Genomic DNA, 12,209 nt, shown 5'->3' on the forward strand with positions numbered 1-12,209 from the left:
TTGCAAGGAAAATTCCCGATGATCGACGCGCATCAGCATTTCTGGCGGATCGACCGCGGGGATTATGGCTGGATGGACGACAGCGTCGCCCGGATCCGCCGGGACATCCTGCCGCCGGATCTGGAACCGCTGGCCCGCGCCTGCGGTGTCACGGGCACGGTCGCGGTGCAGGCCGCGCCCACGCTCGCCGAAACCCGGTTCCTGCTGGATCTGGCCGAGCGGACGCCGCTGATGCAGGCCGTGGTCGGCTGGGTGGATCTGACGGGCGACGTGCCTGCCCAGCTGTCGGAACTCTCGCACCCCCTGCTCCGCGGCGCGCGCCCCATGTTGCAGGACATTGCCGAAACCCGCTGGATCCTGCGCGATGATGTCTTGCAGGGGCTGACCGCCCTCGCCTCTCACGGATTGCGCATGGACGCCCTGATCACGCCCCGGCATCTGCCCGTCATCGACGAGCTCGCCCGTCGCCTGCCCGACCTTCCGATCATCGTGGACCATTGCGCCAAGCCCGTCTTCGACGGCACCGATCCCGGCGACGACTGGCGCGCCGGCATGGCAGCGCTGGCGCAGCATCCGCAGATCTCGTGCAAGCTGTCGGGGCTGGCCAACGAATTCGGGCCCGGCTGGTCCGCCGACACGCTGGCTCCGGTCTTCGATCACGTGTGGGAGTGCTTCGGCCCCGACCGGCTGATGTGGGGCAGCGACTGGCCGGTGCTGGAGCTGGCGGGCGATTACGAAACCTGGGTGTCGACCGCGCAGGCCTTGGCCGCATCGCTCAGCCCCGACGAACGGGCCGCGCTGTTCGGCGCCACGGCCACCCGCGTCTATGCCCTGGAAGGAGCAGACAGATGAAACGCATCGCACAGGTCATCGGCCTGAGACCCGAACACATGGCCGAATACAAGCGCGTGCACGCCGATGTCTGGCCCGAGGTGCTGGACCGTTTGGGGCGGTCGAACATCACCAATTACTCGATCTTCCTGAGAGAGCCCGAGATGCTGATGTTCAGCTACATGGAATACACCGGCGACGATTTCGAAGCGGATTCGGCTGCCATCGCCGCCGACCCGGTCACGCAGGACTGGTGGGCCATCTGCAACCCGATGCAGCGCCCGCTGGAGACCCGCGCGAATGGCGAATGGTGGGCATCAACCGAGGAGGTCTTCCACCTCGACTGACGCTACATTTGCGACGGCAGGAACAGGACGATCCCGGGAAACGCGATCAGCAGGATGATCCGCACCACGTCCATCGCCACGAAGGCGCCAAGGCCGCGGAAGATCGTCCACAGCTCGACATCGCGGTTGACCGAGCGCAGGACGAAGGCGTTCATGCCCACGGGCGGCGTGATGTAGCTGATTTCCGTGATGACCACGACGAAGATGCCGAACCAGATAAGATCGAAGCCCAGGGACGCCACCACGGGGTAGAAGATCGGCACCGTCAGCATGATCATCGACAGCCCTTCCAGCACGCAGCCCAGCACAAGGTAGATGCAAAGGATGGTCAGGATCACGGGAACCGGACCGTCGCCGAAGATCGTCAGGAACGCCTGCATGTCGGCAGTCATGCCCGACAGGTTCACGTAGTTGGTGAAGGTCAGCGCGCCGAAGAGGATGAAGAACATCATCGCCGTCGTCTTGGCGGAATCGAACAGCGTGGCAAAGGTCGCCCGCCACGTGAACTTGCGCGACAGCACCGTCAGCAGCAGCGCGCCCGCGGCCCCCATGCCGGCACTTTCGGTGGGGGTGAAGACGCCCAGGTAGATGCCGCCCATCACGAAGGTGAAGAGCACCATGGCCCCCGCCGTTCCCTTCAGCGCCCGCAGCCGCGTGCCCAGCGGCAGCTTGTCTTCCGTCCGCAGATCGAAGCCGCGGAACTTCACCGTGATCGACACCGCCAGCGCGTAACCGATCACGCCAAGGAGGCCCGGGAGAATGCCCGCCAGGAACAGCTTGCCGATGTCCTGCTGCGTCATGATCCCGTAGAAGACTAGGATCACCGATGGCGGGATCAGGATGCCCAGCGTCCCCCCCGCGGCGATGGATGCCGTGCTCAGATCGTCGGGATAGCCGAAGCGCCGCATCGACGGCAGCGCGATCTTCGACATCGTCGCGGCGGTGGCCATCGACGATCCGCAAACAGAGGAAAACCCGCCGCAGGCGATCACCGTGGCCATGGCCAGCCCGCCCTTGCGGTGCCGCAACCACGCGTGCGCCGCATCGTACAGGTCGCGTGCGATGCCCGATTGCACCACGAAGTTCCCCATCATCAGGAACAGCGGCAGCACCGACAGTGAATAATTGCGCCCCTGTTCGAAGAAGGTCGTGGACAGGAGCGACAGCGCCGGCGTCCAGCCGATGATCGACACGGTGCCCAGAAGGCCGATCGCCGTCAGCGCGATCGAGATCGGCAGCCCGACCAGGAGCAACGCGAAGAACACGGCCATCCCGACCGGCCACGAGGCGAGCATCTCCATGGATTAACCTTTCAGGGCCGTCCGCAGATCGCGCAGGGCCACGTAGAGCGTGATGAGAACCGATGCCGCCGTCGTCGCCGCGCAGAGCCGGGCGACCGGGGCGACAGGCAGACGCAGGGAATTGGTCACCGCATTGTAGCTGGCGATCTGGTCGGCATGGACCCACAGCCGCCACGCGATGACGGCCAGAACCGTGGCCGTGATCACCGCCAGCAACGCCTTGCGGAACGGCTGGATCCAGTCCGGCAGGGCCGAGGTGACAAGATCGACGGTGACATGTTCGTCGTCGAGGCACACCGCCGGCAAGCCGATGAACACGACGGATACGAGCAGCAGTTCCGTCAGTTCCGTAGCGCCGATCAGCGGGCTGTTCAGCACGTAGCGCCCGACCACGTCGACCGCGGTCAACGCCATCATGATCAGCAGGATGAGGCCGGAGATCACCGCCAGCGCACGGCGTGGCCAGCGTCTGTAGCCCGGGCCGGCGTCCACGGGGGACACCGGCCCGTCGGCCAGTTTTTCGGCCGTGCCTTCGCTCATTTTGTTTCGGCCGCGATGCCGGCCTTCAGATGCTCCAGCGCCGCATCGGCATCGATCCCGGTGGAGGCGAGTTCTTCCATCTTCGCGTCGATCACGGGCTTCAGCGCGGTTTCCCACGCCTCCATCTGCGCATCCGTGGCGGTGGCGACCTCAAGCTTGCCGTCCATCGCGGCCTTGCCTTTCGCATCGGCCCGGTCCCACATCTGCCCCGCCACGCGTGCCAGCGCTTCGCCTGTCACGCTGTTGATGGCCTTCTGGTCCTGCGCGCTCAGGCTTTCCCATTTCGCCTTGTTCATGACGATGTAGAAGGACGTGTTGTAAAGCCCGCCCGGCACGGCGAGGCCCTTGTTCAGCTGCGGGATGAGCCCGAAGAAGTTGACCGATTCATAGGGAAACAGGATCCCGTCGGCCACGCCCTGGCTCAGCAGTTCATAGGCTTTCGAAGACGGTCCTTCGACCGGCACCGCGCCCAGTGTCGTCGCGACCTCGTGCACGATCCCGCCGCCCACGCGCAGCTTCTTGCCCTTGATCGCGTCGGGGCCTTCCAGATCGCCTTCCTTGACGAAAATCTCGCCCGGGCCATGGGTGAAGAGCGCCAGGACCTTCACGTCATCGTATTCTCCGGCCCCTTTCAGCATCTCTTCCCACGTATTCCAGTACGCGACCGAGATCGCCTCGGCACTGTCGCCCAGGAAAGGCAGCTCGGCCAGGTTGGTCGTCTTGAAGCGGCCCGGGCTGTAGCCCTGCACGCCGAAGGTGATGTCGGCCACGCCGTTGACGGCAAAGTCGAAATGCGCGGGCGGGGGCCCAAGCGGCGCGGGCAGGATCGTGGGCACGACATTGCCGCCCGTGGCTTCGGCGATGCTTTCGGTCATCGGCACGATAACTTCCGACACCAACGGGTGTGACGGCGGCAGCCAGTTGGCGACGGTCAGCTTGGTTTCGGCCGCGGCGGGCACCGCAAGGCCCAAGGCCAGAACGGCGGCTGCGGTACTGATAATCCTGTTGGACATGTTTGTTTCCTTTATGGTTGACTTGTGGAAAACGGAAAGCACCCCTTTTCACGTGAATAATGCTGTGATTTTCGGGGATGGAAATCGGTCACGACGGGCGGGAGGTCAGACAGCCATGCGAACCGCGGAACAGCGCCCGAAAAGCGTCACGTCGTCCGATGCGGCGCCCAATCCCGAGGCACCGCAAGAAGACCGCTTCCGCAAACAGGACTGGCCCTTCTACTGGATCACGCAGGTCTCGGCCCGGTACATGCAGGTGATGGAGGTCCGGCTGAAGCGGATCGGGCTGGATGTGCCCAGCTGGCGGGTGCTGATGTGCCTGCACGAGGACGACTGGCTGAGCGTTTCGCAGATCGCCGACTACAGTATCATCAAGCTGAACACGGCGACCCGCATCATCCAGCGGATGGAATCGCAAGGCCTTGTCTGCCTGCGCCCCCGGCCCGAGGATCTGCGCGTGACCGAGGTGTCGCTGACCATCGACGGCGATGCCCAGCGGCAAAAGGCGCGCGAGGTGGCGACATCGATTTTCGATGCGTCCTTCGAGGATCTCAGCCCCGGAGAACAGCAATTGCTGAACGAGCTGATGGAACGGGTTTTCCTGCAGCTGGGGAAGCTGTAGGGACACGGGCCTAGCCTGCCTTCAACGGATGGAACCGGCGCCCGAACCAGATCAGGCTCTCGGGAACGTGGCTGGCCAGTTCCGTCGCTGCGACCCGGCAATAGAACACCGTGTGGCTGCCCACTTCGGACGCGTCCGAGATCCGGCAATCGAACGCGACCGAGGCATCGGACAGCACCGGCGCCCCCGTCTCCAGCCTGTGCCAGTCGGCGGCGGCAAAGCGTTCGCCATCGTCGCGCGACGCAAACACCTGCCCAAGTTCCGTGTGCCGCCCGGCCAGCACGTTCACCGCGACCACGCCGTTTTCCGCGAACATCGCCCGCGACCGGTTGGCCCGGTTCACGCAGATCAACAGCGTCGGCGGATCGTCCGTCACCGAACACACGGCCGAAGCCGTCATGCCATGCTGCCCCGCGGGACCATCCCTCGTCAGCACGGTGACGGCAGCGCCCAGCCGCGACATGCCTTCGCGGAACCTCTCGGCTGTATGCGCCTCAAACATCCAGCACCAGCCGCGCGGTTTTCGAGCGCGAACAGCAGGTGCAGATTTCGGCCCCCTCCTCGCGTTCCTCGTCGGTCAGGAACTGGTCGCGATGGTCCGGCGTGCCGTCGATCACATCGGTGATGCAGGTGCCGCAGATGCCTTCCTCGCACTTCACGTCGATCTTGATACCCTCGCGGGCCAGCGCCGCGACGATGCTTTCATCCCGCCCCACCGTGACGGTGACACCGCTGGCGCGCGCCTCGACCTCGAACGTCTCGCCCGAGACATCGACATCGGCCGAGAAGTACTCGCGATGGATGTTCGCGGATGCGTGGCCCATGACCTCGGCCGCGCCGATCATCCAGTCCATGAAGCCCTGCGGCCCGCAGATGTAAACATGCGTGCAGGGGTCCGGCGGCGGCAGCACCGCGTCGGTGATCCTGTTCGCGTCGTCGTGGTAGACCTGCACATGCCCGGCGAAGGGGGCGGCCTCCAACAGGTCGCGGAAGGCCGTCCGGTCGGCCGAGCGGGTGGCGTAATGCATCTCGAACGGCGCGCCCCTGGCGGCCAGTTCGTAGCCCATGGCAAGCATTGGCGTGATGCCCACGCCGCCGCCGATCAGGACGGTATGGTCGGCCTCGGCCAGCGCGAAATGGTTGCGGGGGCCGGTTATCCGAAGGCTTTGCCCTTCCCGGATCGCATCGTGCAGCGCGACGGACCCGCCGCGGCTTGCGGGCTCCTTCAGGATGCCCAGATGCCACGAGGTCCGGTCCGCCGGATCGCCGGCCAGCGAGTACTGCCGCCAAATGGCCTCGCCCCGCGTCTCCACCAGAACATCGATATGCGCGCCGGCGGTCACCGGGGGCAGCGGCGCGCCCGTGGGGTCCTCCAGCCGCAGTCGCATGATGTTTCCGGCATCGTCGTGGCGCGCGGTGACGGTCAGGGTCAGGCTGTCGGTGGTCATGTCTTTCATCCTTCCGCCCCTCAGCGCATGAAGAGGCCGCCGTTGACGTCCCAGCAGGCCCCCGTCACGAAACCCGCGTCGCGGCCCGCCAGCATGCAGACCATCTGCGCCACGAAGCCCATGTCGCCCAAAGCGCCCACGGGCACGTTGGCAAGAAAGCCCTCCATCCGGTCGGCGGGCACGATGCCGTGGACCATGGGGCTGTCCATCGGACCGGGCGCGATGGCGTTGCAGGTGACGCCGAACGGCGCCAGATCCCGCGCGAAGACCTTGGTCAGCGACAGGATCGCGCCTTTCGAAGCCGCGTAATGCGCCCCCGTGGCCGTGCCGCCGTTCTGCCCCGCCAGCGAGGCAAGGTTGACGATCCGGCCATAGCCCCGATCCTTGAAATGCCGTCCGAAGATCTGGCTGGCGGCAAAAGTGCCCCCGGCATTGACCGCCATGATGGCGTTGAAATCATCGGGCGCGATGTCCAGCACCGGTTCGGCCTTCGTCCGCGCGGCGTTGTTCACCAGCACCTCGACCGCCCCCCAACGCTCCACGCACTTGTCGCAGAGCGCCTGGATCGCCCCAGCATCCGCCACGTCCAGCGTCGCCGTCACCGCGGTTTCACCGGCCAGATCAAGTTCCTGCGCCAGCGGCAGGGCCGCATCGCCCAGGATATCGGCGATCACCACCCGGTAGCCCGCCCTGTGCAGCGCGCGCGTGATCTGGGCCCCAAGGCCCGACGCACCGCCGGTGATGACGGCCGTCTGGATCTTGTCGGGCAACGGCACGCCCATCAGAACAGGTAGCTGACCGATGTCAGCACCCCGTCCGAGTTCAGAAGCCGAACCACCTTGGAGGCGATCCTGATCTCGCCGTCGACCAGCATCAGTTCATGCGTGACATTGGCCGCGAAGGCGCGCTGGCGGCCGAACTTGTCCTCGATCACGTGCAGAGCGGAGCGCACTGTCAGGCTGTTCTCGCCCTGATCGGTCACGACAAAACGCGAGACGGTCCGCACCGATTGCGCGGGCGGCGCGGCCGAGATCGAAAAGCCCGCCTGCAACCGATCCACGCGCGCTTTCCGCATCTTTGCATCGTCGTAGATCAGGTTCAGGTTGTTGGCGAAATCGTCGGTGTCAGGCTTGATCGGGATCACGTACATCCCGCCCTCGGCCCAGAGCGGCAGCCACGCCTGATAATCCTGCCGGTCGAGGATATCGGCTTCCTCCCACAGGAACCGGATGGCGGCGTCGAGCGTGAGGTCTGTCACGGCAAGGTCCTTCATGCCATCATCTCCTTCCACTTGCGGTAGGCCCCACGCATCCCCGTTTCGGCGCTGATATCGCCCACGGGCAGGCCGTTTTCGCTGGTTTTTTCCAGCCCCAGCCCGCGGTTCACCATGATGTCGGTCCCGTCCGGATCGCCCTTGGTGCCGCGCTGCACACGCTCCCACACCTCGGAATCGTCGGGGCTGCCAAAGCCCATCGGGCCCTGGAAATGTTCGTGCAGGCGCATTCGCATCTGGTTCGCCTCGGCCGGACCGCCATCCAGCCCGAGGGCCATGTGGCGGATCTCTGTCTCCTCGGCGTTCACCGGGCGCAGGATGCGGAAGAAGGACAGCGAGCAGGCGGCGTTGGGGAAGAGGTTCAGGTTGAACCCGCAGCCGCCCACGGCGCGGACGATCCGGCGGACCTGCGCGTCGTCATAGCGGTCGCGCAGGCTTTCAGCGAGATCGTGAAACCGTTCGGGGATCGGCGCATCCAGATTTTCGTCGAGGTCGATCAGTTCGGGCATCATCACCATGACGGAATGGCCGTTGCCCAGGTCTTCGACATAACCGTCATCGTCATCCATGAAGGAAAAGGTCTGCGACGCCTCGCCATCCAGCGATTGCAGGAACGACTTGTGGACGATGGGAAAGTGATAGGCGTCGGTGGTGTTTTCCAGCTGGATCTTCCAGTTCATCGGGACCCGGAACTGGTGTTCGCCCAGCACCTTCACGCCAAAGCCGCCGCCCTGTTTCATGAACAGGCGAATCCACGGCTTGGCATTGCCCAGGAAATCCTCCAGCGGTTCGGCATCCATGTTGAAGGTGGCGAAGATCATGCCTTCGAAGGTTTCCACGCGCAGTTTCTTCAGCCCGAAATTGCCCTTGTCGAAATCCGCCGAATAGCCTTCGGTATAAGGGATCGCGCGGAGCGACCCTTCCAGCGCATAGCCCCAGCCGTGATAAGGGCACTGGAAGGAACTCGTCTTGCCCTGCTTGACCTCGCAGACCGTCGCGGCACGGTGGCGGCAGCGGTTGACCATCACGTGGACGTTGCTCTTGCGGTCGCGGCTGACGATCACGGGCTGCGTGCCGACGGTGGACAGCTTGAAACTGCCCTTGTCGGGCACTTCCGAGGCATGGGCGACCCAGACCCATGTCTTGCCGAAGATCTTTTCCATCTCGGCATCGAACAGCGCCGGGTCTTCGTACATCCGCGTCTTCACCCGGTCCTGCCCGGCAAATTCGGAGTAATCGGGGGCGTCCGGCCCCTTGGGGAAATCGTCCAGTGACATGGCCTCAGTCATGGGCGTGAGTCCTTTCAGGCGGTTGCGGTGGCGGGCGGTTGCGGGATGGAAACGCTCTGGTTCCAGTCGCCGACGGGCCTTGCGTAGAGGTTCGTCGTCTCGAAGCGCGCCATGCGCCAGCGGTGGTCTTCAAAGGCGAAGGTGACCGTCAGGCGCGCGGCCATCAGGAAGCTTGTTCCATCATGGAAGGTGGGCGTCTGCAGCATCAGCCAGCGGCCTGTGGGGCGGTCATCGGTCCAGGAGATCGCCTCCGACGACAGGAAATGCGCGTTCATCGCGAAATGCGGCGGGTGAGTGCAGAAGCGGCCCAGCCACGCGGTGATTGCATCGCGGCCCGTGTGTGCCCCGAAATCCTGTTTGTACCGGTCCCCGGCCCCGCCCCACACAGCATCGCGGGTGAAGAGCGCGCCGAGCGCCGTCAGATCCGTATCGGCATCCAGCCGGTCGCACAGGTCCATGTAATCCGACAGGCAGGCCCGGATGGCGCTTTCGGCCTCCAGCCTGTCCAGCCGGGTCAGGATGTCGGGGGCGGTCGTCACAGCCGGGGGATCTCCAGCGCGCGGCCCATGCGGGCTTCGACCGTCATGTATTTCCACAGCCGGTCATTGCCGTCGCCCACCACGATGGTGCGCAGGAAGTTGCAGGCCACCTGCACCGCCTCGCGATCCGGGAAATCGGCGAGAATGTACCACGTGAAGGGAAAGCCTTGGGATGCGCCGACCATGGTCTGGTCGTCATCGAAGGTGCCGACGATGGTCACGCCCTCCATCTGGTCGATGGCGGCCATCAGTTCCTGCGTGGCTTTCCAGACCGGGCCGATCTGGTCGAAGGGCAGCGAGAAGAACGTGGGATGGTTGTTGAAGCAAAGCAGCGTGCGCAGGGGTTGCGACATGGGGATCTCCTTGATCAGGGGTAGCCGGGAGGGGTGTCTTGGCCGAACATCGCCGCACCGGCCGATGTCCACGTGCCGGCGCCCATGAAGGCGTGCTGCGCGACGCAGGCGGCATCCACCATGCAGCGGCCCAAAGGGTGGCCCGCCATCATCACGCCCGATCCGCCCAGCACGAAGGCCTGCCGCGCGGCTTCGGCCCCGTCATGGGCGGCCTGGGTGGCGACAAGGCGCAGCTTCACGCGCATCTCGGAGGACACATCGCCCTTGGTCAGCAATTCGTCCCAGCCCGCCTCGACCGTGTCGAAGAAATGCGCGCGGGCGCCTTCCAGCGTGGCCTCGGCCCGGGCCAGATCTGCCTGCACATAGGGTCGCGCGCCGGGATTGGGCGCACCGGTGATCGAGGCTTTTTGAGCGGCGTCCGATTTCAGGAACTCCAACGCCTCGCGTGCGGTACCAAGGGCCACGACGGCCAACACCTGCGCGGCCAGCGCCATGGCCGGATAGCGGAACTGGGGGTCGTCCATCTGCGGCGCGCCGCCCCGGATGAAGGTCCAGTCTTCGGTGACGAACCTGTCGTCGATCTTCACGTCATGGCTGCCCGTCGCCTTCAGGCCGATTGTGTTCCAGGTGTCGACGATCTCGACCTCGGCCACCGGGAAGACGGCCGACCGGGGCAGCGGCGTGCTTTCGCCTTCCACCTTGATGCCCACGCCGATCAGATCGGCCCCCATGGAGCCCGAGCACCACGGCCACTGCCCCGTCACCCGGAATCCGCCCCGGGCCGGCACGGCCTTTTGCGGCGGGAACATCGCGCCTGCGAAGACGGTGTCGGGATTGGTGCCGTAGATCTTCGCATAGGTCTCGGGCGGCAGCGCGGCAAGATACGTAGCCGACACGCCGAAGCTGGCGACCCAGCCGGTGGAGGCATCGGCGGTCGAGATCGTCTCGATCAGCCGCAGGAAGGCCGCGGGGGTGATCGCATCGCCGCCCAGCCGTTCGGGCACGAAGGCGCGGTAGCAGCCGATCTGTTGCAGATGCGCGATCATGTCCCTCGGGACATGGCGCAGGGCCTCGAACTCTGCCCGGCGGTCCCGGATCGTGTCCAGAACGTCCGGCAGAGACACCGTGGCCGGCACGTCGGCCGGCATGGGAACGGGCATGTTCATTGGCTGTCCTCTCTCAGAATCTCGTCAATCCCCCGGGCCAGCGCGCACAGCAGCGCATCGGCCCCCTTGCGCGCGACCAGTTGCAGGCCTGCGGGCAGGCCGGCGTCGGTCAGGATCGGAATGGTCAGGGCCGGATGGCCGGAAAGGTTGAAGGGCCGCACGAAACGGGTGAGCGGCGGGATCGCGGCCGGGTCCTCGGCCTGATCCCATGTCGGCGGGACAGAGGGCAGCGTTGGCAACAGAAGGGCATCGACAGTCTCCAGCGCGGCGTCGACCTCGGCCGTGAAGACGGCGCGGATGGCTTCGGCCTCTGCCAAGTCTGCCGTCGTGACCTCGCAGCCTTTCAGGATACGCGCGCGGACGTCAGCGCCCAGTGTCGCGTTGGACAGCACCAGCGCGCCGAATTCCGTGGCCAGCTCGGCGGAGATGACGGTCATCCCGGCGTGAAAGGCATCTTCGAGATGTGGCAGCGTCACGGGCTGGGCCACTGCCAAGGTGCCGGTCGCCTTGCGGAACGCCTCTGCCACCTCGGCATCGGCGGTCACGGTCACGGCGGCCAACCGGCCCATGCGCGCAGGCAATGCGGTGAAGGTCGGGTCCATCGCCTCCATCGCGCGCGCCAGCATTTCGGTGTTCCGGGCGAAGGGGCCGATGCAATCCAACGACGAGCCTACGGGCAAGGCCCCTGCCCGACTGATGCGCCCGAAAGTGGGCTTCAACCCGTAGACCCCACAGCACGCCGCAGGCTGGCGGACCGAGCCGCCGGTGTCGGTTCCGACCGCGAATTCCACTTCTCCCGCCGCCACCAGCACGGCCGAGCCCGAGGACGATCCGCCCGGAATGCGGTCGGGCCAGTTCGGGTTCAAGGGCGTGCCGCAATGGGCGTTCGCGCCGGTCATCCCGAAGGCCAGCTCGTGCATGTTGGCCCGGCCCGTCAGATGGCAGCCGGAGGAGATGAGCTGCGTCACCACCGTTGCGTGGGCCGTCGCGGCGGGCGCGTCTTCGAACGCCGCCGATCCGGCCCGCGTGGGCAGCCCTTCGATGGCCAGGCATTCCTTGACCGCCACGGTCAGACCGCCGGGCGTGCCCAGGTCCAGGCTTCGGGTCATTGCGGGGGAGTTCATCGCGGCGCATCCATTTACATGATTATTCATGTTATTGAGGCACCGGCTGATCCGTCTATCAATTCCGGCACAGCGTCCGGGTTTGTATTAATGCTCGGGAAAATGGTGCAATTATTGACCGCAATCGCTCAAAGAAGCGTCTCCATGGCAAGTTCATATGCGGTGATGCCTGCCGCTACCTAAAATTTTCACATGATTCTGGATGTTGTTACTCTGCGTGGATGACCTACCTGACGTAGACCAGACCTCAGGCCACGCGATTGCCAGCATGTCACCACGCGTCGGCAGAACCCTGCCCCGTGCAGTCCCCGGATGCTGGACTTGAGGCAGGCCCGCGCCTATCGTGAGGACAAGGAGAATTCG

15 protein-coding genes are annotated in these 12,209 nt (G+C 65.4%); 3 read left to right on the plus strand and 12 right to left on the minus strand.

The features are described 5' to 3' along the window. Nucleotides 1–18 precede the first annotated feature (18 nt). A complete protein-coding gene (locus tag D4754_RS11970; RefSeq protein ID WP_121063804.1) occupies nt 19–852 on the plus strand; it encodes an amidohydrolase family protein in 834 nt (277 codons plus the stop codon). Further along, nucleotides 849–1,178, plus strand: a complete 330-nt coding sequence (locus tag D4754_RS11975; RefSeq protein ID WP_121063806.1) for an L-rhamnose mutarotase — start codon at nt 849–851, stop codon at nt 1,176–1,178. Before D4754_RS11970 ends, D4754_RS11975 begins: the two co-directional genes overlap by 4 nt. Nucleotides 1,179–1,180: 2 nt before the next feature. Here the strand turns inward: D4754_RS11975 and D4754_RS11980 are convergent, their stop codons facing one another. Genes D4754_RS11980 through D4754_RS11990 form a run of 3 tightly spaced genes read right to left on the minus strand, consistent with a single transcriptional unit; the run spans nt 1,181 to nt 4,032 of the window. Next, nucleotides 1,181–2,479, minus strand: coding sequence for a TRAP transporter large permease (locus D4754_RS11980; RefSeq protein WP_240453858.1), 1,299 nt, complete (start codon nt 2,477–2,479; stop codon nt 1,181–1,183). A gap of 3 nt (nt 2,480–2,482) precedes the next feature. Further along, a complete protein-coding gene (locus tag D4754_RS11985) occupies nt 2,483–3,019 on the minus strand; it encodes a TRAP transporter small permease (protein ID WP_121063808.1) in 537 nt (178 codons plus the stop codon). Next, nucleotides 3,016–4,032 (minus strand): TRAP transporter substrate-binding protein, encoded by a 1,017-nt coding sequence (locus D4754_RS11990; protein ID WP_121063810.1) that lies wholly within the window; start codon nt 4,030–4,032, stop codon nt 3,016–3,018. The genes D4754_RS11985 and D4754_RS11990 overlap by 4 nt, the downstream gene beginning before the upstream one ends. A 115-nt stretch (nt 4,033–4,147) precedes the next feature. Here D4754_RS11990 and D4754_RS11995 point away from each other — a divergent pair, with 115 nt between their 5' ends. Beyond that, nucleotides 4,148–4,654, plus strand: coding sequence for a MarR family winged helix-turn-helix transcriptional regulator (locus tag D4754_RS11995; RefSeq protein ID WP_121063811.1), 507 nt, complete (start codon nt 4,148–4,150; stop codon nt 4,652–4,654). A gap of 10 nt (nt 4,655–4,664) precedes the next feature. Here D4754_RS11995 and D4754_RS12000 read toward each other — a convergent pair whose 3' ends face one another. Genes D4754_RS12000 through D4754_RS12040 form a run of 9 tightly spaced genes read right to left on the minus strand, consistent with a single transcriptional unit; the run spans nt 4,665 to nt 11,831 of the window. Continuing rightward, complete coding sequence (locus D4754_RS12000) at nt 4,665–5,156, minus strand: flavin reductase (RefSeq protein WP_205589623.1); 492 nt, start codon at nt 5,154–5,156, stop codon at nt 4,665–4,667. Further along, the gene (locus tag D4754_RS12005) at nt 5,149–6,102 is read right to left on the minus strand and encodes a PDR/VanB family oxidoreductase (RefSeq protein WP_240453859.1); all 954 of its coding nucleotides are present in this window, start codon (nt 6,100–6,102) and stop codon (nt 5,149–5,151) included. The genes D4754_RS12000 and D4754_RS12005 overlap by 8 nt, the downstream gene beginning before the upstream one ends. A gap of 20 nt (nt 6,103–6,122) precedes the next feature. Beyond that, nucleotides 6,123–6,878, minus strand: coding sequence for an SDR family NAD(P)-dependent oxidoreductase (locus D4754_RS12010; protein ID WP_240453869.1), 756 nt, complete (start codon nt 6,876–6,878; stop codon nt 6,123–6,125). A 5-nt stretch (nt 6,879–6,883) separates the two neighbouring features. After that, a complete protein-coding gene (locus D4754_RS12015; protein WP_121063818.1) occupies nt 6,884–7,375 on the minus strand; it encodes an aromatic-ring-hydroxylating dioxygenase subunit beta in 492 nt (163 codons plus the stop codon). Continuing rightward, the gene (locus D4754_RS12020; protein ID WP_240453860.1) at nt 7,372–8,664 is read right to left on the minus strand and encodes an aromatic ring-hydroxylating oxygenase subunit alpha; all 1,293 of its coding nucleotides are present in this window, start codon (nt 8,662–8,664) and stop codon (nt 7,372–7,374) included. Before D4754_RS12020 ends, D4754_RS12015 begins: the two co-directional genes overlap by 4 nt. A gap of 14 nt (nt 8,665–8,678) precedes the next feature. Further along, a complete protein-coding gene (locus D4754_RS12025) occupies nt 8,679–9,203 on the minus strand; it encodes a nuclear transport factor 2 family protein (RefSeq protein WP_121063820.1) in 525 nt (174 codons plus the stop codon). Beyond that, entirely contained in the window at nt 9,200–9,556 is a 357-nt protein-coding gene (locus D4754_RS12030) for a hypothetical protein (RefSeq protein WP_121063822.1), read from the minus strand. The genes D4754_RS12025 and D4754_RS12030 overlap by 4 nt, the downstream gene beginning before the upstream one ends. A gap of 14 nt (nt 9,557–9,570) precedes the next feature. Then, nucleotides 9,571–10,722: an acyl-CoA dehydrogenase family protein gene (locus D4754_RS12035; protein WP_121063824.1), complete on the minus strand. Its 1,152-nt coding sequence runs from the start codon at nt 10,720–10,722 to the stop codon at nt 9,571–9,573. Further along, complete coding sequence (locus tag D4754_RS12040; protein ID WP_240453861.1) at nt 10,719–11,831, minus strand: amidase; 1,113 nt, start codon at nt 11,829–11,831, stop codon at nt 10,719–10,721. The genes D4754_RS12035 and D4754_RS12040 overlap by 4 nt, the downstream gene beginning before the upstream one ends. Between the last annotated feature and the right edge of the window lie 378 nt (nt 11,832–12,209).

The sequence above is a fragment of the Chachezhania antarctica genome, assembly GCF_003646465.1.
GTDB lineage: Bacteria > Pseudomonadota > Alphaproteobacteria > Rhodobacterales > Rhodobacteraceae > Chachezhania > Chachezhania antarctica.